25 protein-coding genes are annotated in these 23168 nt (G+C 64.1%); 15 read left to right on the top strand and 10 right to left on the bottom strand.

Features of this window, described 5'->3' with window-relative positions:
* Positions 1 to 119 precede the first annotated feature (119 nt).
* The 4 genes from rpsP to trmD are packed head-to-tail and all read left to right on the top strand — an operon-like array spanning position 120 to position 2065.
* Positions 120 to 569 carry a 30S ribosomal protein S16 gene (gene rpsP, locus ACHIRB_RS14040; RefSeq protein ID WP_395125034.1) on the top strand — a complete coding sequence of 150 codons (450 nt, stop codon included), beginning with the start codon at positions 120 to 122 and terminating at the stop codon, positions 567 to 569.
* Entirely contained in the window at positions 566 to 808 is a 243-nt protein-coding gene (locus tag ACHIRB_RS14035; RefSeq protein WP_199707540.1) for an RNA-binding protein, read from the top strand. The genes rpsP and ACHIRB_RS14035 overlap by 4 nt, the downstream gene beginning before the upstream one ends.
* Before the next feature lie 14 nt (positions 809 to 822).
* Complete coding sequence (gene rimM / locus ACHIRB_RS14030) at positions 823 to 1350, top strand: ribosome maturation factor RimM (protein ID WP_395125035.1); 528 nt, start codon at positions 823 to 825, stop codon at positions 1348 to 1350.
* A 28-nt stretch (positions 1351 to 1378) separates the two neighbouring features.
* Positions 1379 to 2065 carry a tRNA (guanosine(37)-N1)-methyltransferase TrmD gene (gene trmD, locus ACHIRB_RS14025; protein ID WP_395125036.1) on the top strand — a complete coding sequence of 229 codons (687 nt, stop codon included), beginning with the start codon at positions 1379 to 1381 and terminating at the stop codon, positions 2063 to 2065.
* 52 nt (positions 2066 to 2117) lie between these two features.
* On the opposite strand, the gene ACHIRB_RS14020 is transcribed toward trmD, so the two are convergent.
* Complete coding sequence (locus ACHIRB_RS14020) at positions 2118 to 3953, bottom strand: acyl-CoA dehydrogenase (RefSeq protein WP_395125037.1); 1836 nt, start codon at positions 3951 to 3953, stop codon at positions 2118 to 2120.
* A 146-nt stretch (positions 3954 to 4099) separates the two neighbouring features.
* Positions 4100 to 5386 (bottom strand): TetR/AcrR family transcriptional regulator, encoded by a 1287-nt coding sequence (locus ACHIRB_RS14015; RefSeq protein ID WP_395125038.1) that lies wholly within the window; start codon positions 5384 to 5386, stop codon positions 4100 to 4102.
* A gap of 134 nt (positions 5387 to 5520) precedes the next feature.
* On the opposite strand from ACHIRB_RS14015, the gene ACHIRB_RS14010 reads away from it, so the two are divergent.
* From ACHIRB_RS14010 to ACHIRB_RS13965, 10 genes are all read left to right on the top strand, one after another.
* Positions 5521 to 7857 (top strand): Tex family protein, encoded by a 2337-nt coding sequence (locus tag ACHIRB_RS14010; protein WP_395125039.1) that lies wholly within the window; start codon positions 5521 to 5523, stop codon positions 7855 to 7857.
* A 30-nt stretch (positions 7858 to 7887) separates the two neighbouring features.
* Positions 7888 to 8757: a hypothetical protein gene (locus ACHIRB_RS14005; protein WP_395125040.1), complete on the top strand. Its 870-nt coding sequence runs from the start codon at positions 7888 to 7890 to the stop codon at positions 8755 to 8757.
* Between the two features lie 186 nt (positions 8758 to 8943).
* Positions 8944 to 9285 (top strand): 50S ribosomal protein L19, encoded by a 342-nt coding sequence (gene rplS, locus ACHIRB_RS14000; protein ID WP_199707534.1) that lies wholly within the window; start codon positions 8944 to 8946, stop codon positions 9283 to 9285.
* 97 nt (positions 9286 to 9382) lie between these two features.
* Positions 9383 to 10213: a signal peptidase I gene (lepB, locus tag ACHIRB_RS13995; RefSeq protein WP_395125041.1), complete on the top strand. Its 831-nt coding sequence runs from the start codon at positions 9383 to 9385 to the stop codon at positions 10211 to 10213.
* Between the two features lie 12 nt (positions 10214 to 10225).
* Positions 10226 to 10939: a ribonuclease HII gene (locus ACHIRB_RS13990; RefSeq protein WP_395125042.1), complete on the top strand. Its 714-nt coding sequence runs from the start codon at positions 10226 to 10228 to the stop codon at positions 10937 to 10939.
* A gap of 37 nt (positions 10940 to 10976) precedes the next feature.
* Positions 10977 to 11282 (top strand): DUF2469 domain-containing protein, encoded by a 306-nt coding sequence (locus tag ACHIRB_RS13985; RefSeq protein WP_199707532.1) that lies wholly within the window; start codon positions 10977 to 10979, stop codon positions 11280 to 11282.
* 110 nt (positions 11283 to 11392) lie between these two features.
* Complete coding sequence (locus ACHIRB_RS13980; protein WP_395125043.1) at positions 11393 to 11749, top strand: YraN family protein; 357 nt, start codon at positions 11393 to 11395, stop codon at positions 11747 to 11749.
* The gene (locus ACHIRB_RS13975; protein WP_395125044.1) at positions 11749 to 13257 is read left to right on the top strand and encodes a YifB family Mg chelatase-like AAA ATPase; all 1509 of its coding nucleotides are present in this window, start codon (positions 11749 to 11751) and stop codon (positions 13255 to 13257) included. Before ACHIRB_RS13980 ends, ACHIRB_RS13975 begins: the two co-directional genes overlap by 1 nt.
* The gene (gene dprA, locus ACHIRB_RS13970; protein ID WP_395125045.1) at positions 13254 to 14393 is read left to right on the top strand and encodes a DNA-processing protein DprA; all 1140 of its coding nucleotides are present in this window, start codon (positions 13254 to 13256) and stop codon (positions 14391 to 14393) included. Before ACHIRB_RS13975 ends, dprA begins: the two co-directional genes overlap by 4 nt.
* A gap of 80 nt (positions 14394 to 14473) precedes the next feature.
* Positions 14474 to 15862, top strand: coding sequence for a phenylacetate--CoA ligase family protein (locus ACHIRB_RS13965; protein WP_395125046.1), 1389 nt, complete (start codon positions 14474 to 14476; stop codon positions 15860 to 15862).
* A gap of 18 nt (positions 15863 to 15880) precedes the next feature.
* Here the strand turns inward: ACHIRB_RS13965 and ACHIRB_RS13960 are convergent, their stop codons facing one another.
* From ACHIRB_RS13960 to ACHIRB_RS13950, 3 genes are read right to left on the bottom strand one after another with little or no spacing between them, the layout of a single operon-like run.
* A complete protein-coding gene (locus ACHIRB_RS13960) occupies positions 15881 to 16171 on the bottom strand; it encodes a transcriptional regulator (protein ID WP_395125047.1) in 291 nt (96 codons plus the stop codon).
* Positions 16162 to 16626 (bottom strand): hypothetical protein, encoded by a 465-nt coding sequence (locus tag ACHIRB_RS13955; RefSeq protein ID WP_395125048.1) that lies wholly within the window; start codon positions 16624 to 16626, stop codon positions 16162 to 16164. The genes ACHIRB_RS13960 and ACHIRB_RS13955 overlap by 10 nt, the downstream gene beginning before the upstream one ends.
* A gap of 59 nt (positions 16627 to 16685) precedes the next feature.
* Entirely contained in the window at positions 16686 to 18167 is a 1482-nt protein-coding gene (locus ACHIRB_RS13950; RefSeq protein WP_395125049.1) for a flavin-containing monooxygenase, read from the bottom strand.
* Positions 18168 to 18393: 226 nt separating this feature from the next.
* Between ACHIRB_RS13950 and ACHIRB_RS13945 the strand changes: the two genes are divergently transcribed.
* Positions 18394 to 19602: a M23 family metallopeptidase gene (locus ACHIRB_RS13945; RefSeq protein WP_395125050.1), complete on the top strand. Its 1209-nt coding sequence runs from the start codon at positions 18394 to 18396 to the stop codon at positions 19600 to 19602.
* 17 nt (positions 19603 to 19619) lie between these two features.
* Here ACHIRB_RS13945 and ACHIRB_RS13940 read toward each other — a convergent pair whose 3' ends face one another.
* From ACHIRB_RS13940 to ACHIRB_RS13920, 5 genes are all read right to left on the bottom strand, one after another.
* Complete coding sequence (locus tag ACHIRB_RS13940; RefSeq protein WP_395125051.1) at positions 19620 to 20717, bottom strand: ABC transporter substrate-binding protein; 1098 nt, start codon at positions 20715 to 20717, stop codon at positions 19620 to 19622.
* An 87-nt stretch (positions 20718 to 20804) separates the two neighbouring features.
* Entirely contained in the window at positions 20805 to 21098 is a 294-nt protein-coding gene (locus tag ACHIRB_RS13935) for an ABC transporter permease subunit (RefSeq protein ID WP_395125052.1), read from the bottom strand.
* Entirely contained in the window at positions 21011 to 21610 is a 600-nt protein-coding gene (locus ACHIRB_RS13930) for an ABC transporter permease (protein WP_395125053.1), read from the bottom strand. The genes ACHIRB_RS13935 and ACHIRB_RS13930 overlap by 88 nt, the downstream gene beginning before the upstream one ends.
* Positions 21607 to 22371: an ABC transporter permease gene (locus ACHIRB_RS13925; RefSeq protein WP_395125054.1), complete on the bottom strand. Its 765-nt coding sequence runs from the start codon at positions 22369 to 22371 to the stop codon at positions 21607 to 21609. The genes ACHIRB_RS13930 and ACHIRB_RS13925 overlap by 4 nt, the downstream gene beginning before the upstream one ends.
* Complete coding sequence (locus ACHIRB_RS13920) at positions 22368 to 23165, bottom strand: ABC transporter ATP-binding protein (protein WP_395118954.1); 798 nt, start codon at positions 23163 to 23165, stop codon at positions 22368 to 22370. The genes ACHIRB_RS13925 and ACHIRB_RS13920 overlap by 4 nt, the downstream gene beginning before the upstream one ends.
* Between the last annotated feature and the right edge of the window lie 3 nt (positions 23166 to 23168).

Genomic DNA, 23168 nt, shown 5'->3' with positions numbered 1-23168 from the left:
TTCGCCCGTCTCCGGTCACGTACCGCGCGGCGGTCACAACAAATCCCCAACGCAAGACCGGGCTCGCAAGCCGTGCGGGCCGCTGAATTGCGCCGTGACCACATCGAAAGGCTTTACCTATGGCTGTCAAAATCAAGCTCACGCGGCTCGGCAAGATCCGCAATCCCCAGTACCGCATCGTTGTCGCGGACTCTCGCACCCGTCGTGACGGGCGTTCGATCGAGACCATCGGCAAGTACCACCCGAAGGAAGAGCCGTCGCTCATCGAGATCGATTCCGAGCGCGCGCAGTACTGGCTCGGTGTCGGCGCACAGCCGACCGAGCCCGTCGCGGCCCTGCTCAAGATCACCGGTGACTGGCAGAAGTTCAAGGGCCTCCCGGGCACCGAAGGCACCCTGAGGGTCAAGGAGCCGAAGACGAGCAAGCTGGACCTGTTCAACGCCGCGCTCGCCGCTGCCGACGGTGAGCCGTCCGCCGCTGCGACAACGCCGAAGAAGAAGGCTGCCAAGAAGGACGCAGCCGTCGACGAGGCCCCCGCCGCTGACGCCGCCGAGGCTGCTGACAAGTGAGTGCCGTTGTTGCCGATGCCGTCGAACACCTCGTTCGCGGCATCGTCTCCAATCCCGACGATGTGCGCGTCGAACTGATCACGGGTCGACGCGGTCGCACCGTCGAGGTACACGTACATCCTGACGATCTCGGCAAGGTGATCGGTCGTGGCGGTCGTACCGCGACCGCGCTTCGCACGCTGGTGTCGGGTATCGGCGGACGCGGAATCCGCGTCGACGTCGTCGACACCGATCAGTAGACGCGGCACAAGCTATGGAGCTTGTCGTCGGTCGAGTGGCGAAATCGCACGGTGTCAAAGGTGAGGTCGTCGTCGACGTCCGCACCGACGACCCCGACCTCCGCTTTGCCGTAGGTGCCGTGCTGCACGGCCGCAAACCGCGCGACAAGGACGTCACGGACTACACGGTGGAAGCCGCCCGGGATCATTCCGGGCGGCTTCTGCTGCGTCTGGTCGGCGTCTCCGACCGCGAAGGTGCCGACGCTTTGCGTGGCACTTTGTTCCTCATCGACTCCGCCGATATCGAGCCGTCCGAGGACCCCGACGAGTTCTACGATCACGAACTCGAAGGCCTCGCTGTGCGGACCGTCGACGGAACCGCGGTCGGTACGGTCCGCGAGGTGTTGCATTCCGTTGGCGGCGAGCTGCTTTCGGTTCGTGCGGCCGACGATCGCGAGATACTCGTGCCGTTCGTCGCGGCCATTGTGACGTCGGTGTCGATCGCCGACGGCGTTGTCGAGATCGATCCTCCCGACGGACTGCTCGACTTGGAATCGTTGTGACGGTCGCCGCGGAGCAGCTGCGCAGCCGATGAAACTCGACGTCGTCACCATTTTTCCCGAGTATCTGGAACCGCTGCGAACTGCGTTGCTCGGCAAGGCAATCGACAAGGGTTTGGTCGAGCTCGGCGTGCACGATCTGCGTGCCTGGACGAGCGACGTCCACAAATCGGTCGACGATTCGCCGTACGGCGGTGGCCCCGGGATGGTGATGAAGCCGAGCGTGTGGGGCGCCGCGCTCGACGACGTCTGTCCCGACGATGCTGTGCTGGTTGTGCCGACACCCGCGGGCGTTCCGTTCACCCAGGCGACAGCGCAGCGCTGGGCTCGTGAGGCGCACCTCGTATTCGCTTGCGGCCGTTACGAAGGTATCGATCAGCGGGTGTTCGACGACGCAGCGAAACGCGTACGGGTCGAGGAGGTCAGCATCGGCGACTACGTGCTGATCGGGGGAGAGGCCGCGGTTCTCGTCATGGCAGAAGCCGTCGTCCGGCTCCTGCCCGGAGTGCTCGGCAATCAGCAGTCGCATCAAGAGGATTCGTTCTCCGACGGCCTACTCGAGGGACCGAGCTACACACGACCTGTCAGCTGGCGTGGGCTCGATGTGCCGCAGGTACTGCTGTCGGGCGACCATGCAAAGGTCGCGCAGTGGCGGCGCGAGGAATCGCTACGTCGCACCGCCGAACGTCGGCCCGACCTACTCCCGCGGCAGGAGTGAACACGGGCGACGCGACAACGTCGCGCCGCCCGGTAGGGCCGGAAAGTTCGAGTCAGAACGCTTCTTCCGCAAGATCCATGATCTCGTTGTCGATGTTGGCGATGATTCCCCGTGTCGCCGTCAGCTCGGGCAACATGTTGCGTGCGAAGAAGGCCGCCGCCGCAAGTTTGCCCTCGTAGAACGCCGTGTCCGCAGCCGATGTCTCGCCGTCGAGCGCATGCAGAGCAACTTCGGCTTGGCGCAGTAGCAGCCAGCCGATGATCAGGTCACCGGTTGCCATCAGGAACCGGACGGAACCGAGGCCGACGTTGTACAGCTCCGTCGGTCGCTGCTGGGCGGCCATGAGGTACCCGGTCAACGACGCTGCCATTGCCTGCACGTCTTCGAGCGCCGTCTTCAGCAGTGCGCGTTCGGTTTTGAGGCGTCCGTTGCCCGCATCGCTCTCGATGAACGCGGCGATCTGTCCGGCGACATGCGCGAGAGCGACGCCACGATCGCGTGCGATCTTGCGGAAGAAGAAGTCCTGCGCCTGAATTGCGGTGGTGCCTTCGTAGAGGCTGTCGATCTTTGCGTCGCGGATGTACTGCTCGATCGGGTAGTCCTGCAGGAAGCCCGATCCGCCGAAGGTCTGCAGCGACTCGGTCAGCTTCTCGTAGGCGCGCTCGGAGCCGACACCCTTGACGATCGGGAGTAGCAGATCGTTGACGCGGAACGCGACGTCGGCGTCGGCACCCGAAACCGCCTTCGCGACAACCTCGTTCTGATGCGCAGCCGTGTAGAGGTACAGCGCGCGTAGGCCTTCGGCGTAGGTCTTCTGAGTCATCAACGCGCGCCGCACATCCGGGTGATGCAGGATCGTCACGCGTGGCGCGTTCTTGTCCGTCATCTGCGTCAGGTCGGCGCCCTGGACTCGGGTTTTCGCATACTCGAGCGCGTTGAGATACCCGGTCGACAGTGTTGCGATCGCCTTGGTGCCGACCATCATTCGGGCGAGTTCGATCACCTTGAACATCTGCGCGATGCCGTTGTGGACGTCGCCGACCAACCAGCCCTTGGCCGGAATGCCGTGACCGCCGAAGGTGAGCTCGCACGTGGCGGAGGCCTTCAGGCCCATCTTGTGTTCGACGTTGGTGACGAAAGCGCCGTTGCGCTCGCCGGTTTCACCGGTCTGGTGGTCGAACAGGAACTTGGGAACGAGGAAGAGGCTCAAGCCTTTCGTGCCGGGGCCGGCACCTTCGGGCCGTGCGAGCACCTGGTGGAAAATGTTGGAGAAGAGGTCGTCGGAGTCGGCCGAGGTGATGAACCGCTTGACGCCTTCGATGTGCCACGAGCCGTCGTCCTGCTTGATCGCCTTGGTGCGGCCGGCGCCGACGTCGGAACCAGCGTCGGGTTCGGTGAGCACCATCGTCGCGCCCCAATTGCGTTCGATCGCAATCGAAGCCCAGTGCTTCTGCAAGTCGTTGCCGATGCCCCAGAGGATGTTGGCGAAGCCAGGACCGGTCAGGTACATGTACGCGGCCGGCTGTGCGCCGAGCACGAATTCGTTGATAGCCCAGGTAACTACGGCGGGGGCCGGGACGCCGCCGACGTTCTCGTCGAGTCCGACGCGGAACCACTCGGCGTTCTGCCACGCGCGGAACGAATCCTTGAACGGCTTCGGGATGGCGACGCTGTGCGTCTCGGGGTCGAACGTCGGTGGGGTGCGGTCGGTCTCGGCGAACGACGCCGCGACGGGACCTTCTGCAAGGCGGGCGGCCTCGCTGAGCATCGAGCGAACGGTGTCGCCGTCCAGATCTCCGAATGCGCCGGACTCGAGAATCGCGTCGAGACCGAGCACCTCGAACAGGTTGAACTCGAGATCACGAACGTTGCTCTTGTAATGACCCACTATGTGCAACCCTCCACGTCGTTCTTCCACCTTCGGCGCGAGGCATGTCTGCTCGAACCCGCGGATCAGAATTGCCTATCGCGGCCTCGCTACGCAACCGTAAGTTAACGATGACTAGGTTGGGCGTGTGTCGCAACCCCCGGCAACTACGGACTGAGAGCCGATTGGCCTGCGATGTTAGGCCCGGTTAGGTGCTCGGGGGCAGCGGTAGCAAACATGACGCGTTCGCCGATCGCACAGATCGCGTCGACGAGATCGGGCCTGGTACGGATCCGATCGTTGCGGACAGCGTCGTTGACGATCGTCGTCATCGCTTGGATCTGCACGCGGGCAGCGTCGAGTTCGAGCTCGGGCCGGGCAACCTGAAGTAGGCGCGCCCAGCGGACGACGCCGTCGCGGTGGGCCTTGCGGAAGCGGGCGCCGTGGGTGTCGGGAAGGTGAATCACCTCGGTGACCGCGGTGCCGATCATGTCGGGCTGCTCGAGAGCAAACTGCGTGTAGGACTTCAGAATCAGGCTCAGTGACTGCTCCGTCGTCGTGCCGACCATCAGCGCGCGCGAGGTGTAGAGCACGATCCACTGCTCGCTGCGTTCGACGATCTCGGTGAGCAGATCGGCCTTGCTTTCGAAGTGGTGGTAGATGCTCGGACCCGCGATTCCTGCCGCCGCGCCGATGTCCTCGATGCCGACCGCTGCGTAGCCCCTCGTGTTGAAAAGCCGCGCCGCGGCGACGAGGAGACGCTCCGGCCTGATCGCACGTTCCAGCGCGTCGTCGGTGGTGTCGGTGTCGTCGGTGTTCGACGACGTCCGTGGATACGGTCGACGGGTGTCGCCGCCGAACACGGTGTCGGACTCGACCACCGCATCGATCATGGCACCGAGTTGGGTGGCGAACTGGTCGGTCGGCAACTGGACGTTGTGGTGCGACGGGCTCACCGCGATCGACAGCACACACCACGCGAGCAGCTCGATATCTTCTGCGACCAGGTCGGGTCGGCGCATCGCAACCGCATGGCGCAGTTGCACATTGAGCCGCAGCACCCGCATCAGGACCCCGCGTCGGACATCCGGCGACAGATTCCGAACCTCCCGCTGCCACAGCCGCGGAAGGCCACGAAACTCGAGCGACATGGTGACAAGTTCGTCCAGGATCGCGACGCCGCTCTCGTCGGTCCGGCGGGCCTCCTGCAGTCGCGCGAGAGTTGCGTCGAGACCGCCGACCAACGTCTGCGCCAGGAGGTCTTCCTTGTTCTTGAAATGCCGGTACAGCGCTGTCGAGGTGATGTCGAGCGAGCGAGCGATATCGGCCATCGACGTGCGGTGGTAGCCGTTCTTCGCGAACGCGGTTTCGGCGGCACGCAGAATCGACAGCTTGCGATCTCGCGGGCGTGTGCGCCGCGTCGCTGCCGTCGACGATTGCGGACCTGTGCTCATCGCGACCAGTGTGGCGCATCGCGGTACCACTTCGCGCCCCCGGTCACTGGAAATGTGGGCGTGATCTCGCGGACGGGGTGTCGAGGCGGAAGGGTTGCGGTCGGTGTCGGATCGCGCCGGTAGTGTCGGGCGCCGTGACGATATTGCTGACTGTGAACCAACGCATCGCCGACGAACTGGGTGTGCGAGTAGAGCAAGTGCAGGCGGCGGTCGACCTGTTGGACGCCGGATCGACGGTGCCCTTCATCGCTCGCTACCGCAAAGAGGTCACCGGCGGCCTGGACGACGCGCAGTTGCGGTTGCTGGAGGAGCGGCTCAACTACCTGCGCGAACTGGACGAACGCAGGACCGTGATTCTCGAATCGATCCGTTCTCAGGACAAGCTCGATGCGGCGCTCGAACAACGGATCATGGCTGCCGAAACCAAGGCGCGCCTCGAGGACATCTACCTGCCTTTCAAGCCGAAGCGCCGCACGAAGGCGCAGATCGCTCGCGAGGCCGGCCACGAACCTGTCGCCGACGCGTTGATCAACGACCCGACCAACGATCCCGCCGACTACACCGCGGAGCAACTCGACGGCGCACGGTCCATCTTGGTCGAGCGCTTCGGCGAGGACGCAGATCTGGTCGGCGACCTGCGTGAGCTGATGTGGAAGCGCGGTCAGGTGAAGTCGTCCGTACGAAAAGGCAAAGAAGAAGAGGGCGCGAAGTTCAAGGACTACTTCGAGTTCTCCGAGCCTTTCGAGAAGCTGCCGTCGCATCGCATCCTGGCGTTGCTGCGGGGTGAGAAGGAAGACGTTCTGTCGCTCGGGCTCGAACCCGAAACCCAGGAGATCGCGCCGGGCGAGCGCACGGTCTACGAAGGCCGCATCGCGACCAAGTTCGGAATCGCCGATCGAGGTCGTCCCGCCGACCCCTGGTTGCTCGACACGGTTCGGTGGGCCTGGCGCACCAAGCTCCTCGTCACCCTCGGCATCGACACACGTATGCGGCTTCGTCAGTCCGCAGAGCGTGATGCCGCTGACGTGTTCGCCGCCAACCTGCGTGATCTGCTCCTCGCCGCACCCGCAGGCACCCGCGCGACGATGGGTCTCGACCCCGGTTTCCGCACGGGCGTCAAGGTCGCGGTCGTCGACGGTACGGGCAAGGTCGTTGCCACCGAAGTGATCTATCCGCATAAGCCGCAGGGCAAATCGGAAGCGGCGATCGCGGTGCTCGGCGCACTGGTCGCTCGGTTCGGCGTCGAGCTCATCGCCATCGGCAACGGAACCGCGTCGCGGGAGACGGACGCACTGGCGGCCGAGCTCATCTCGCGAATTCCCGACCGCAAGCCGACCAAGGTCGTCGTGTCCGAAGCTGGCGCCTCGGTGTACTCGGCATCGGCGTACGCATCCGCGGAACTGCCCGACATGGACGTCTCGCTTCGCGGTGCGGTGTCCATCGCGCGCCGCCTGCAGGATCCACTCGCCGAGCTTGTGAAGATCGACCCCAAGTCGATCGGCGTCGGGCAGTACCAACATGACATCTCGGAAGCGATTCTCGCCCGCTCCCTCGGTGCAGTCGTCGAAGACGCCGTGAACGCGGTCGGTGTCGACGTCAACACCGCATCGGTTCCGTTGCTGTCCCGGGTATCGGGAATCACCGGGACTCTCGCGGAAAGCATTGTCGCCCATCGTGACAAGACCGGCCGCTTCAATACCCGCGCCGGTCTCAAGGAGGTGCCACGGCTCGGGCCGAAGGCATTCGAGCAGTGCGCGGGGTTCCTGCGCATCGGTGGTGGCGACGACCCGCTCGATTCGTCGGCCGTGCACCCGGAGGCATATCCGATCGTGCGGCGCATCATCGACCGGACCGGCCAGGGAGTGCACGAGTTGATCGGCAATACAACGGTGTTGCGCTCGTTGCGCCCGGCCGAATTCGTCGACGACCGATTCGGTCTGCCGACGGTCACCGACATCATCGGCGAACTCGAGAAGCCGGGCCGCGACCCGCGACCTGAGTTCAAGACCGCGACGTTCGCCGCCGGCATCGAGAAGGTCGGTGACTTGAAGCCTGGGATGACGCTCGAAGGCGTCGTCACCAATGTTGCGGCCTTCGGGGCGTTCGTCGACGTCGGCGTGCACCAGGACGGACTCGTCCACGTATCCGCCATGTCGCACAACTTCGTCAAAGACCCGCACGACGTCGTGAAATCCGGAGACGTCGTTCGGGTGAAGGTGCTCGAAGTGGACGTCGCTCGGCAGCGCATCGCGTTGACCCTGCGCCTCGACGACGAGATCGGTGCCGCAGGTGCTCAGCCCGCCACGCCGGACCGTGGTCGTCCCACTCGCTCCGGCGCGCAGCAGAAGCGACCGTCGCAACCCCAGCGTGGTGGCGGTGCCCCGCGTGATCGCGACCGGAACGCGAAGTCGTCGCCGCCTGCAAGCGGTTCCATGGCGGACGCGCTGCGAAAAGCTGGATTCGGTCAGTAGTCGAGCGACGATTCAGGACACAATGGGCACATGAGTAGATGGCTGGACGAGGAGATCGTCGCTCACGGTCGGCTGCCGCTGCTTGCGTTCCTGATCGGATTCATCGTCGGGTTCCTGCTCATCCGACTGAGCGTGCGGATGATCAGGGCGAACGTGAAGTGGTGGCCGGGCAATGTGACGCCGAACGGCCACCACGTCCATCACGTCGTGTTCGGCGTCGTGACCATGATCGTGTCGGGCATCGCGATCATCACGATCTACGACGACGGCACCCAGACCAGCGGCGCCTGGCTTGCCGCGCTGTTCGGTGCGGGTGCCGCTTTGGTGCTCGACGAGTTCGCCCTGATCTTCTATCTGAAAGATGTGTATTGGGAGGAAGAAGGGCGAAGTTCGGTCGATGCTGTCTTCGTCGCGATCGCGGTGACGGGGCTGCTCCTGCTGGGTCTGCGTCCGCTCGAACTGATCAACGTCACAAGCTTCCGCCACGATCCGAACACGTGGGTGCGCATCGGAATCGTGGTTTCGTCGGTCGCGAACCTGGCTCTAGCGGCGATCGTGCTGCTCAAAGGCAAGATCTGGACGGGGCTGGTCGGACTGTTCGTCGTTCCGCTGCTGGTGATCGGTGCGATTCGATTGAGCAGGCCAGGAGCCCCGTGGGCACGCTGGCGCTACACCTCCCGGCCGAAGCGGATGGAACGTGCGGTGAATCGTGAGCGGAAGTTACGCCGCCCTGTGATCAGGGCCAAGATCTACATTCAGGACTTGATCGCTGGTAAACCGAGCATCGAGCACGCCCTGTCCGGTGCAGAGGAAGAGCTGGCCCGGACGGTGCATGCGGCGCCACCACCGCCACCACACACAGCGACCGACGGGAAGGTTCGCCAACCCGTCGCCTCGTAGCGGGGCGAAGCAGCCGATTTCACTGGTCGGGGGCCTATCTGGCACAATCGAACGGTTGCCTGTGCCAGTGCACCCATGGTGTACCGACTTACAGCGCAGGACAACTCTGACCTGACCTGGGTACGAACCAGTCGAGCACGATGCCGCTCGGTTCCTCTGCTCTCGCAACCGCAAGGATGAAACAACATGAATACCCTGGATTTCCTGGACAAGAAGTCACTCCGTGACGACGTTCCCGAGTTCCGCCCCGGCGACACGCTCAATGTCCACGTGAAGGTTATCGAAGGCTCGAAGGAGCGCATCCAGATTTTCAAGGGTGTCGTCATCCGTCGTCAGGGCGGTGGCGTCCGCGAGACTTTCACCGTTCGTAAGGTCTCCTTCGGTGTCGGTGTCGAGCGCACGTTCCCCGTGCACAGCCCGACCATCGACCACATCGAGGTCGTGACCCGTGGCGACGTTCGCCGCGCGAAGCTGTACTACCTCCGCGATCTGCGTGGCAAGGCCGCGAAGATCAAGGAAAAGCGCTGAGCGACAACGACGCTCTAGCTCCTGCACTTCGGCGCAGCGGACTTCGGTAGCTGCTCCCAGACGGCCCGGCTCGCAAGAGCCGGGCTAACCTGTCTCCGTGGCAGATGACGAGGCACGCGAGGACGATCCGAACGCGGCCGACAACAACAGAGGGAACGAGTCCGATTCCGGCAAGCGGAAGTTCGGACGGCGTGGTCGGGGAGAACGCAACGACAATGCCGGCAAGCCGCGCTCGTTCTGGCGTGAACTACCTGTCCTGCTGCTGGTTGCGCTGCTGCTGAGCTTCCTGCTGCAGACTTTCATCGCGCGGGTGTACCTGATTCCGTCGGAATCGATGGAACCGACGTTGCACGGCTGTGCGGGGTGCAGCAACGACCGCATCGTCGTCGAGAAGATCGGCTACCGCTTCGGCGATCCGACCCCAGGTGACGTGATCGTGTTCCTCGGCCCGGATTCGTGGAGCGAGAACTACAAATCGATCAGGTCCGACAACGTCGTCGTACGAGGACTCCAGAACATCGGGTCCGTCTTCGGAGTCGTCCCGCCCGATGAAAACGACCTCGTCAAACGTGTGATCGCCACCGGCGGCCAGACCGTCGAATGTTGTGACGACCAGGGCAGAATCCTGGTGGACGGCAAGCCGCTGGACGAGCCCTACGTAGTCAACGACTTCCCGTTCGTTCCCGGTTCGCTCACCTGCCAGACCGACGTCAAGTCGGGCCGTTGCTTCCCTGCCGTGAAGGTTCCGGAGGGCAACCTGTGGATGATGGGCGACAACCGAAACAACTCGGCGGACTCGCGATTCCATAGGGGCGACGAATACCAGGGCACTGTGCCGGTCGAGAACGTACGTGGCAAGGCGATCTTCATCGTGCTGCCACCGGGCCGGATGGGAAAGATCAGCTCACCGGACATTCAGAGCAACTGAGCGCACCTGCATATGGGTTCCTGGCCACCACGCACGGTCATCCGCAAATCTTCGGGTCTGCGGACGTTGGAGTCTGCGCTGATCCGCAGTGGCCTCGGTCCCGTTGCCGGTGTCGACGAAGCCGGCCGGGGGTGCTGTGCGGGTCCGCTCGTCGTTGCGGCGTGCGTTCTCGCTCCCAAACCGCAGGCGTCGCTCGCTGGGTTGGACGATTCCAAGAGGCTCACCGAGCGGGCACGCGAGCAACTCTTTCCGGTGATCAAGCGATTGGCGCTCGCGTGGAACGTCGTGTCGATCCCGGCGTGGGAGATCGACGCCATCGGCATCCACGTGGCCAACATCGAAGGCATGCGACGCGCGGTCGCGGGGCTGCGTGTGCAACCGGGTTACGTTCTCACCGATGGTTTCAAGGTGCCGGGCATACCTGTTCCGTCGCTGCCGGTGATCGGCGGCGACGCCAACGCGGCCTGCATCGCGGCGGCAAGCATCCTTGCCAAGGTCACTCGTGACCGCTTTATGGTGCAACTGGATGCGAAGCTGCCCGGCTACGAGTTCGCGGCACACAAGGGCTACAACACGCCTGTGCACATGGCTGCGCTGTCCAGGCTCGGTGCCAGCGACGAACATCGGCGTTCGTGGCGAAACGTCTCGCTCGGCCGAGAAGTCGATACCGAGGGTGACGCGATGGATCTGGGCCACGTAGGCGTCGAGACAACGAGTGCGACATGATGACTGTTCACGACAGACCAGGAGGATCTTCACACCGATGAGCGCCGAGGATCTCGAGAAGTACGAAACCGAGATGGAACTTTCCCTGTACCGCGAGTACAAGGACATCGTCGGTCAGTTCTCGTACGTCGTGGAGACCGAGCGACGCTTCTACCTGGCCAATACGGTGGAACTGCTGCCGCAGAACGCCGATGGCGAGGTCTACTTCGAGGTCCGGATGTCCGATGCCTGGGTATGGGACATGTACCGACCCGCTCGCTTCGTCAAACACGTCCGCGTGATCACGTTCAAGGACGTGAACATAGAAGAGCTTGACAAGCCTGACCTGCGCCTTCCCGAGTAGACACGCCGGCAGCGCGGCGTGTTGTCCACAGCGCGCGCTCTATCCACAGGGCAATTTGTTTTCCCAGTTCACGGGATCGAGCGCGGTGCAGACTCGGTCATCGTTGCGGTATGGGAAACAATGTCGCGCTCGGCGCACAGGGTGAGGATCTAGCAGCGGAGTTCTTGACCGCCGCGGGCATGACGATCGTCGATCGCAACTGGCGGACCCGCTACGGCGAGATCGACCTGATCGTCCGAAGCGACGACGTGTTGGTCTTCGTCGAGGTCAAAACCCGCACCGGCCGCCGAATGGGAGTGCCTGCCGAAGCGGTCACCTTGACCAAGCAGCGACGCATCCGACGACTGGCCGCCGTATGGCTGGCAGAACAGTCCGGGCCGTGGACGCCGGTTCGTTTCGACGTCGTGAGTGTGCTGATCGAGTCGGGCGCCGAGCCGGTGATCGAGCATCTCGAAGCGGTGTTCTGATGGCGCTCGGACGTGCACATTCGGTCGCGGTGTCCGGCGTTCACGGTCAGATTGTGGAGATAGAGGCCGACATCGGCCGTGGTTTGCCCGGAGTGCACATCGTCGGTCTGCCCGACACGGCGCTGCAGGAATCTCGTGACCGGGTGCGAGCGGCGGTCACGAATTCCGGGGAGAACTGGCCGGATTCGAAGGTGATCCTCGCGTTGTCGCCCGCGACTTTGCCGAAGGTCGGGAGTGTGTACGACCTGGCATTGGCGATGAGCGTGCTCGACGCAGCCGAAGATGTGCCGCGGGCCAAGCTCGAAAAGACCGTGCTGCTCGGTGAATTGGCGTTGGACGGTCGGCTGCGGTCGGTGCGGGGTGTGCTGCCGGCCGTGCTTGCCGCGAAGAACGCGGGATGGCAGCGGGTCGTCGTGCCGGATTCGACGCTGGCGGAGGCGGGTCTCGTCGACGGCATCGACATCTTCGGTGCGGGTTCGTTGCGTGACGTGCTCGCGTGGTTGCGGGGTGAGGTCGTGCTGTTGGGACCGGGCAGGCGTGCCAGAAACGTCGTGGTAGCAGGTGGTGATCTGAGCGACGTGGTCGGTCAGGACGAGGCGCGCTGGGGACTGGAGGTCGCTGCTGCCGGCGCCCACCACCTGATGCTCACGGGTCCGCCGGGCATCGGGAAAACAATGCTTGCACAGCGCCTTCCGGGTCTGTTGCCACCTCTCACCGAGCAGGAGTCGATCGAAGTGACGGCGATCCACTCCCTCGCCGGACTGCTGAGCGACGACAACCCGCTGATCATGACGCCGCCGTTTGTTGCGCCGCACCACACGTCGACGGTCAGCGCGATGGTCGGTGGTGGGTCGGGGATGGCGCGACCGGGGTCGGTCAGTCGTGCGCACCGCGGTGTGCTGTTTCTCGACGAGTATGCCGAGATCGGTACGAAGGTGCTGGAATCGCTGCGCACACCGCTCGAGGACGGGGAGGTGCGCATCGCGCGGCGCGATGGTGTGGCGATCTATCCCGCACGGTTTCAACTCATTCTCGCGGCGAATCCGTGCCCGTGTGCCCCGCCACGGGAGGCCGACTGTGTGTGCGCACCTGCGGTGCGGCGGCGGTACCTCGGCAAGTTGTCGGGTCCGCTGGTGGATCGTGTCGATGTACGAATCAAGATGCGGCCCATCGGAAGTGGCGGCTTTCACGCAGAGGAACCGGAGTGCAGTGCCGACGTGCGGGCTCGGGTCGCGGCGGCGCGGTCGGCCGCTGCGCAGCGGTGGCGCGAGTTCGGGTTTCGTACCAACGGTGACGTGACAGGGCCGTTGTTGCGCAGGGAGTTTCGCCTGCCCTACAAGACCGTGGCGCCGCTCGACGACGCAATCCGGCGCGGGCAGCTCACCGCTCGTGGCGCGGACAGGGCGCTGCGTGTTGCATGGACCGTGGCCGATCTGCGGGGTGCGGAAGCACCCGATGCCGGTGATGTCGGTCGTGCGCTCGGCTTCCGAGACGAGATCCGGCGTTGAGCGCCAACGATTCTCGCCGATTGGCGTGGGCATATCTGTCGTCCGTGGTGAGCGGTGCCTGTGCACCCTTGAACGATCTGATCGCGTCGGTCGGCGTCGAGGAAGCAGCGCGGGCTGTGCGGGAGTGGGATCTGCCGCCTGCACTGGTGAGGCGAACCGAGGCGCGTCGTCATATCGATACCGCCGCGCGGGATCTCGAGGCGGTCGCTCGGATCGGTGGGCGACTGGTGACGCCGGACGACGACGAGTGGCCGGCGTGGCGAATGGTCGGGTTCGGCGGCATCGACACCCGCCGCCAGCCGGAAGGCGCTGCACCGCTTGCCTTGTGGGTACGTGGATCGATGTCGATCGTCGAAGCGACCGAACGGGCGATTGCGGTCGTCGGGACGAGGGCGCCGAGTGACTACGGCAACTACGTCGCAACAGAACTCGTCAGCGAGCTTGCGGCACAGGGGTGGACGATCGTGTCCGGCGCCGCCTTCGGCATCGACGCCGCGTCCCATCGCGCGGCGTTGGCGGTCGAGGGCTCGACGATCGCGGTGCTGGCATGTGGGATCGAACAGCACTATCCGAAAGCACACGAGCGGTTGCTCGAGGAGATCGCAGCACGAGGTCTGGTGGTTTCGGAGTATCCGCCGGGGACGACGCCCGCGAAACATCGGTTTCTGGCGCGCAATCGGTTGATCGCGGCACTGTCGGATGCCGTCGTGGTCGTCGAGGCCGGCTGGCGAAGTGGTGCCCGAAATACCGCCAAATGGGCTCGGGGACTTGGTCGTCCGGCGTTGGCGGTGCCAGGGTCGGTGCTGACCGCGACCTCGACCGGCTGTCATCAGATGGTGCGTGACGGTGAGGCAACGCTGGTCACCTCGGCGCGGGAGATCATCGACGAGGCCGGACCGCTGCGGCTGCCGGTGCGGGGGAGTGACGACGCTGCCGCGCGTGACACGGACGGGTTGGCCGGCGATCAGTTGCTGGTCTACGAGGCGTTGCCCGCGGTCGGTTCGCGCGAGCCTCGCGAACTGTCGGAGGTTTCGGGTGTCGGGATCGATGGGGTGCGAGGTGTGCTGCCGCTGCTGGAGTTGGCGGGGTTCGTCGGTTCCGACGACACGGGCTGGTATCGGAGGAGGCGAGCGTGAACCGCCTCCGAAGTCGCGTCGCTGCGCCGATACTTGACGTCGACCACGCCTCGTTTCATGCTCACCCCTGGAGGGCATCGATGTCGCAAACTGTTGTCGAAGATACGTCCGTGGCGGACTACCGACGTCTGCGCGCCGCCCATCTGAACGAGGTGACGGCAGCGCTCGACGATCACGTCGGGCGCCTGGACTGGTCGCGCGAGCAGATCGACCGACACCGAACCGCGCGACTGCGAGCGTTGCTCGGTTACGCGCGCGAGCGGTCGCCGTTCCACGCCGATCGACTGCGCGGCCTCGATCCAGCCACGGCGACAGTCGCCGACCTCGCAGCGCTCCCCGTGATGACGAAGCAGGACGCGCAGGAGAACTGGGACGCCATCGTCACCACTTGCGATCTCGATCGTGTTCGAGCAGAACGGATTCTGGCCGAGCAGACGTGGTTCTCCTACACCCCAGGCGGAGAGCAGATCTTCAGCTCCGGCGGGTCGAGCGGTGTGCGAGGTGTCTACGTCTGGGACTGGCAGTTCTTCGTCTCGGCCGCGTGCCTCGCGTGGCGAACGCAAGCGCGTGAAGAACAGCGTCAGCCCTCGACGGGAGAATCTCGCCTGGCGGTTCTTTCGGCCGGGGAACCACCCCACGCGAGCACGCCGTTGTTCGACGTACCGACCGCGCCGGGCATGGAGACCGTCGTGATACCGGTCGGGGCGCCGTTCGACGACGTGCTTGCCGCTGTTGCCGCGGCAAAGCCGACACATCTCGTCGGCTACGCATCGGTGATCGGCAGGCTTGCGCGTGCGGCATCGAGGGGCGAGCTTTCGATCTCGCCGGTACGGGTGAGCACCAACTCGGAGCCACTTCTCGACGAAGACCGGCAGGCCATTCGTGAAGCCTGGGCTGCGCCCGTGCACAACCTGTGGGGTTCGACCGAGATCGGCTGGCAGGCTGTCGGCTGCGCTCACGGAGAGGGACTGCATATCGCCGAGGACGAGGTTGTGCTCGAACGCGTCGATGAGAACGGCATGCCGGTCGCACCGGACGAGCCTGCGGTACGCACGCTTGCGACTGGTCTGGCGAACCGGACCTTTCCGTTCATCCGTTACGACCTCGGCGACCAGGTCACACTGCTGCTCGACCCGTGCCCCTGCGGCAGCGCGTTCGCGCGAGTCGCCGACATCGGCGGCCGACGTGACGACGACTTCCGCTACGGGTCGATTACAGTGCCCGCCAGCGCCTTTCGCTATGTCCTCGGCACAGACCCACGCATCTCGGAGTATCAGGTCACCCAAACCGCAGGCGGAGCAGACATTCTCGCGGTCGGCGACCCCGATGTCGGGCAAGTGACCGCCGCGGTGGTCGCGGCATTGCGCGTTCAGGGCTTGGCGGACGCGACGATTCGAATCCAGGTGGTCGACCGACTGCAGCGGTTGTCCGGGAGTGGCAAGTTACGCAGGTTCGTCCCGCTCCGCTAAGTCGCGGTGCATCGGGGGTCAGCTATCGAGGAGTGCTCGCAACGCCTCCCGGTGCCTGGTGAAGGCAGCCTTGCCGGTCTTGGTCATGCGATAGGTGGTCGTGCTGCCGCGGCCATGGCCGGATTTGGCAGCGACGACGTAGCCCGCGGTTTCCAGCGCAGACATCTGCTTCGAGAGGTCCGAGTCGGTCAGCGCGAGATGCTCGCGAAGAAACGAAAAACTCGCGGTCGGAGCGTTGGCGAGCACTGCCATCGCGGCCAACCGCTTCGGTGCGTGGATCAGCGGATCCAACCCGTCGATCACGCCCATCGAGCGCGCACCGTCCGTGCAGCGAGAGCGTAGTTGCGCTCGTAGAGCGTCAGTCCCGCTGTCACGAGAACGAACGCCGCGACCATCGCCGCGACGAGTCCACCCAGCCACCAGCTCAGGCCCACCGCAGCAACGACGACGATCAGTCCGACGAAGAACGATTGGTACGCCCTGGTGATCTCCGGTGGCGGCGTCCCGTGACCGAGCCGGGGGAGTGCGCCGTGCCGTTTGCTGATCCACCGCACGAATACCACCTCGATGGCGACCAGAAGCATAAGTGCGCCGACGAACAGCACCGCATTCTCGCGCCACCACCAGAACGTTCCGATCATGGCGGTGACCCACAGTCCGACGGCGGTGGGGTACCAGGCAGGCGTCGGTGGATAGTCGACGTATGGAGCCGCCGCGGCTCGTTCGATCAGTTCGAGCTCGTTCGCGGGATCGATACTTTCCATAGTTGACAGTATTGCGAATACTTTCCACCTGTGCAACCTAGCGAGGGTCCGTACCCGGTCTATGCAGATATGTCCGTTGACGTCGCGGCATCGTGCTCGGGAAGTGTTATCAGCGTGAACTTCTCGACATCCAGCACGCGGACGGCATCGGCGTATTCGCGCATGTAACCCGGCCAGTTGGTGATGTTGCGTCCCGTGGCATCGTCGCGATACCAGGAGTCACACCGCAGCCAGGCCGTACCGCCGAAGCGTGCTTGCGTTGCGACGTCGAAGTCGGCCTCGATCTCGGGGCGGACCGCGAGCGCAGCAACATTGCGATCTCTGACGAGTTCGAGCGCCTGCCTGATATAGGCGGCCTGAGCTTCGAGGTAGTAGATGATCGAACCGCCGGAGGTGTTGGTGTTGGGTCCGTACATGACGAACAACGAAGGGAAATCGGGCACGGTCATGCCGAGATAGGCATGCGGACCGTCCGCCCACGCATCGCGCAACGACCGACCGTCGACGCCGGTGATCTCCATCGGAAACATAAAATCGGTCGTCTTGAAGCCCGTACCCCAGATGATGGTGTCGACGTCGTGCTCGACACCGTCCGCGGTGAGCAGCCCTGTCGGCGTTATTCGGGTGATCGCGTCGTCGACGAGCGTGACGTTGTCTCGTTGCAGCGCCTTCAGAAACCACGAACTGAACAGCACTCGTTTGCAGCCGAAGGTGTAGTCCGGCCAGACCTTTCGGCGTACCTCGGGGTCCCGCAGTTGCCACTGCATGAAGATTGCCGACTTTGCCTTGCCGACCCGACCCCAGGTCTTGGGATGGCGAATCATCAGCGTCAGAAATTCGGCGTACCAGTAGACGAACGAACGCCGGAAGGTCTCGACGCCGGGAACAGTTCGGAACAGAGTCTTGAGCCACCCTGGATACGCGTGATTCTTGCGTGGCAGGAACCAGTTGCCGGTCCGCTGGAACACGGTGAGCTGACCCACCTCCGGCGCGATGGCAGGAACGAACTGCACAGCGCTCGCGCCGGTTCCGACGACTGCGACCCGTCGTCCCGCGAGCTTGTGATCGTGATCCCACTGCGCCGAGTGAAAGCTGTGCCCTGCGAAGTCGTCGATGCCGTCGATACGTGGGTAGGCGGGTTGGTGCAGCTGTCCTGTCGCGACGATCAGGGCATCGGACTCCCAGCTACGGCCATCGCGACTTTCGACGGTCCAACGCCGCGATGCGTCGTTCCAGCGACAGGCCGTAACGTCCGTACCGGTCCGGACCGCGCCTGTGATGTCGAAATCGTCGGCGACGCCTTGTAGGTAGTCGAGAATTTCCTGCTGCGGTGAGCAGAGGCGAGACCAATGTTTGCGTTGGGCAAACGAATACGAGTACAGGTGACTCGGCACGTCGCACGCGCAGCCGGGATAGGTGTTGTGCCACCAGGTGCCACCGAGGTGGGTCGCACGCTCGAGAATCGTGACATCGGTGATGCCGTGCTTGCGCAGCTCGATCGCCGCGCCGATCCCGCCGAACCCGGCGCCGACGATAGTCACCGACAACTCTCTTCTACCAACCATCAAGCCAACCTACTGCGCCTGCGCAGTCCGAATGCGGCGGTAGTCGAAAACCTTCCCCACGAAGACGCCGAGGCCGCACAATGGTTGCGATCCTCGCCAGGACCGTCGATGATCTCGCCCGAATCGACAATCATCCGGGGCACCGCGACAACCGAACGGAAGACCAATGCCGAGCCAGCTTCGCCGACGCCATTTTCGGTCGATGGTCACAGTGCTAGCAGTCGTTGCACTCGCAGCGGCCGGGTGCGGTGACTCCGACGACGATGCGGACGGCTCGTCGTCGACCTCGAGTTCGAACGCAACAGAGGTCGGAAACGAGCAGTTCACCCCGATCGTCGGCGCGGTCGAGTTCGCGCCCGTACCGTTCGAAGGCTCCGATGGGAAAGTGCACCTCGTGTACGAGTTGTCGGTCACCAACTTCACAAGCGGGTCGACGAAGATCGAAGGATTGAAGATACTCGACGAGGGCTCCGGCCGAGCCGTCGGTGAATTGACCGGTGATGCACTGAATTCGCGGGTCCAGCCTGCGGGGAGCCGCGACGGCACCGACGTTCTTGACGCCGGCCAGGCCGCGACGATCTTCCTGCACGTCACGTTGGATAAGGACGCCACCGTGCCGGACAAGTTGATCCACGAGGTGAGTGTCAACGCCGAGGCTGCTCCACCCGGGCAGAACCGAATCACCGAGCGGCTCGGCGAAGTCGACGTGGACGACCGTACATTGCCGGTCCTGTCGGCACCGCTGCGTGGCGAGCGGTACATCGCGGCGGACGGCTGCTGCGATGCGGTAAGGCACACGCGCGCAATCCTTCCGGTCGACGGGCAGACCTATGTCGCTCAGCGTTATGCCATCGACTACGAGCAGGCGGACGAAGAGTTCAAGATCTTCACCGGCGACCCGAAAGATCCGAAGAACTACGAGATCTTCGGCAAAGAGGTCTACGCGGTTGCCGACGGAACCGTCGTCGGGACGAAGAACGACCTGCCCGAGCAGGAACCGGGAACCTTCCCGTCGGGCATCTCGCTGCAGGACGCGGACGGCAACTACGTCGTCCTCGACATCGGCAACGGCTTCTACGTCAACTACGCGCACATGCAGCCAGGAAGTGTGAAGCCGAAGGTCGGCGACAAGGTCACCAAGGGCGACGTCATCGGGTTGGTCGGCAATACCGGCAATTCGGTTGCGCCACATCTGCATCTGCACGTCATGAACGGTCCGTCGCCGCTCGCGTCACAGGGTCTGCCTGCCGTGTACGACAAGTTCTCGGTCACTGCGCAGGTGGCGAGCACCGCAGATTTCGATGCATCCGAGGGGACCGGTATTCCGTTGAAGTTGGTACCGGGGCTTTCGCCGTCGGACCACGAGGACGAGATGATCCTTGACCAGAACCTGGTGACGTTCACCGATTGATCCGTCCCTGATCCGAGCTACTTCAGGTCGGGGTTCTCCTTGTAGATCTCGTCGATGATCGAGAGGTCGAAAAGCTGGTCGGCGGTGACGTCGAGCTTCGCCTTCGCAAGCGCGGCGATGTTCTCCTCGACCAGCTTCGGCGTCATGGTGAACAAGCCGTTTGCGGTGGTGTCTTCGGACACGACCAGACCGATCTGCGCGGTCGCCTCTTTCGTTTGCTCGGCGACGTCGAGGTTCTGATCCTTGCCGTAGACCTCGGCTGCGAGTCGTGCGGACTCCGCGGGATCGGCGATGGCGTCCTTCCAGCCTTTGATTTCCGCGATGAGGAAGGCTTTGAGCTTGTCGCGCTCGTTGTCGATCGTGTCCTGCAGAACTGTGAAGGTTTCCGCGACGAGCGGCAGATTGTAGTCGGCGAACAGCATTGCATGGTTGGGAAAGCCTTTGGCTGCCAACGTTATCGGTTCGTTGGTCACGTAGCTGACCCAGCCGTCGACCTCGCCGTTCGCAAGCGGTGTCGGGTCGAACTGTGCAGGAACGACGGTGATCGAGCCTGGATCGATACCGTTTGCGTCGAGGAGTGCCCCGAAGACGAGTTGGTTGGAATCCTGCACGCCGATCTTCTTGCCGACCATGTCTTGCGGTGTGAGGATCGGCTTGGCAGCAGAACTGACGATCGCGAACGGGTTCTTCTGATAGGTGGCACCGACGATCTTGGCGGGCAGCCCATTCAGAACCGCAGGAGCCGTGAGCTGTGGAGCCGAAAGGCCGATCCAGACCTTGCCTGTGTCGAGGCCCGCTTCGATGCCGGTTCCTGCGGCGCCGCCGGCAATGAGATTCACATTGCCGAACCCGGCGTCCTTGTAGTAGCCCTTCTCCAGCGCGAAGTACTCGCCTGCGAACTCGATGTTCTTGATCCAGGACAACTGCACTGCGACCGTCCCGAACTTCGACCCGTCGTCGGTGGTGCCGCCCGACGAATCGGACGAGTCGCTGCCGCACGCCGCGAGCAGTGCGGTGCCGCCGACAGCGACGCCTGCGAACGCGGAGTATCGGAAGAAGGTGCGACGATCGATAGGTCGGGGCGAGCGGGGAAGGCTTGGCTGCGACGACGTCATGGCCGAACACTATGGCTGCCGAGTTTCGGGAACTTTGCCTCTCCGGTGGAGAATGTTTAGCCGATGTAAACAACGGCGAGAGTGCGTTCAGGCACTCTTGCCTGCATCGGGACCGAAGCGGGCGAGCACGATGTTTTCGAGCACTCCGACGATGGCGTAGAGCAGGATCGACACGATGGTGACGATGGCAATCGAGGCCCACAGCTCGTTGTACTGGTAGCGCGGTATGGCCTTGATCAGGCTGGAACCGAGGCCGCTGCCGCTACCGAGCCATTCGCCGATGAGTGCGCCGATCAGCGCACAGGAGGCTTCGAGATGCGTGCAGCCGCGAACACCGACGGTAGCGCGGCAGGTATCGCGACGAGCCGCAGCGCCGTCCATCGACTGCCGCCGTACGCCTCGACTAGTTCCTGAGATTGGCGAGGCGCCGCCCGCAGCCCGACCATGATCATCACCAGCGCAGGAAAGAACACCACGATCCCGGCGAGGACCGCGACGCCGACTACGCCGCGACCGAAGATCAGCACGATGATCGGGGTCAGCGCGACGAGCGGCACGGATCGCAGGAGCATGGCCACGGGAAGGAACGTCTGCTCGATCGACCTGAATACGACGAACACTGCGGCGACAGCGAGAGCGGCGAGCATGCCGGCCGCGAATCCGACACCCGCATCGCGCAGCGTGATCTGCAGATTGTCGATCAGGTTCGATCGAGCTGTTCCCGAGGCCGGACCGGTGAACAGGTAGTTCCACACATCCTGCGGCGATTTACCGACGCGCGGCCCCACCTGCGGAAAGACGGCGAGAAAGAGGTACCAGATGGCCAGCATCAGAACCATCGAGATTGCCAACGGCAGCAGGAACCTCCCGATCCGGCGCAGCGCTGGCGTCATCGGATCGCTCCCCGTGCCGACGTCCACGGCGTGACGAGCCTGGCGACGGCCGCGACGATCGCATAGCCGAGACCGGCAAGTGCCGCCGCTGCGATCGCCATACCCCAGGTGCGCGGAACGTTGTACGACGTCTGTGCCGCGGTGAGCGCAACGCCGATGCCGCTGTCGACACCGCCGAGATACTCACCGAGAATCGCGCCGAGAACTGCGCTCGGAGCGGCGATCTTCAACGCCGCGAACGTGCTCGGCGCTGCAGCGATGAGCCGCACTTTCGTGAACTTCTGCCACGCTCCGCCCCCGTAGGCCTCGACGAGATCCAGGCTCGCGGGGTCGGCAGAGCGAAGCCCGGCGACCGTGCCGACCATCGTCGTGAAGAAGCAATACATCGCCGCGAGGAAGATCGTCGGGGTCCGGCCCCCGAAGACGACAAGGATGATCGGACCGAGTGCAAGCAGTGGAGTGCAGTAGCTGAGGATCGCGAGCTGTGTTGCCAACGACTCGATCGGTGGCACGAGGATGATCGCGACGGCGAGCGCGATGGCCAGCGCGTTGCCCCAGAGAAAGCCTTTCAGCGCGCCGGACGCGGTGATCCCGAAGTTCGGTCCGTAGAGCGACCAACCGTCCGAATACATCGTCGACACAACGGTGCCAGGCGAAGGGATCGTGCCGCCCGCGACGTCGAACGCGGCGAGCAGCCACCAGACGACGATCAGACCGAGGATGCCGATCGCGCCGCCGAGCCAGGTCGGTCGCGCCTTCACGCAATTCCTTCGGCAACCGCGGATCGACCGAACAACAACTCCGACAGCTGATCGTGGATCTTGTGAAACTCGGGTGTTCGCATCATGTCCGGCGTACGTGGTCGGGGGAGGTCGATACGGACGATCTCGAGCACGCGACCGGGACGCGGACTCATCACCGCGACAAGGTCCGACAGGAATACCGCCTCGGCGATGCCATGGGTGACCATCAAGGTTGTGGCGGGCTTCTCCGTCCAGATGCGGAGCAATTCGAGGTTGAGTCGTTGGCGGGTCATGTCGTCGAGCGCGCCGAACGGTTCGTCGAGCAGCAGGACCGTCGGCTTCACGACGAGAGCGCGCGCGATCGAGACCCGTTGACGCATGCCACCGGACAGTTGAGCGGGCTTCGCTTTCTCGAAACCTTCGAGTCCGACGAGGGCGACGAGGTCGGCAATCAGCTTCGGGTCGGGGGCAATCCCGGCAACCTGAAGCGGCAGTTTGATGTTGGACACAACCGTGCGCCACGGCAGCAACGCCGAATCCTGAAATGCAATCCCGAGTTCGTGCCTGCCGCGCAACTGCGCCGGGGTGTACCCGTTGATGAGCGCGGTACCCGTTGTCGGCGTCTCGAGTCCCGCGAGAATCCGCAGCACTGTCGACTTACCGCAACCAGACGGCCCGAGCAGCGTCAGAAAGGCACCTGACTCGGTGTGCAGGTCGACCGATTGCAGTGCTTCCACCGATCGGCGACCCAGCTTGAACGTCTTGGTCAGGCCGGTGATGTCGATGCCGGTGCCCGGCGAATCACTCGTCATCAT

Origin of the sequence: Antrihabitans spumae (assembly GCF_043944905.1) — a bacterium.
GTDB lineage: Bacteria > Actinomycetota > Actinomycetes > Mycobacteriales > Mycobacteriaceae > Antrihabitans > Antrihabitans spumae.
This window is presented reverse-complemented; position numbering and strand designations above follow the sequence as displayed.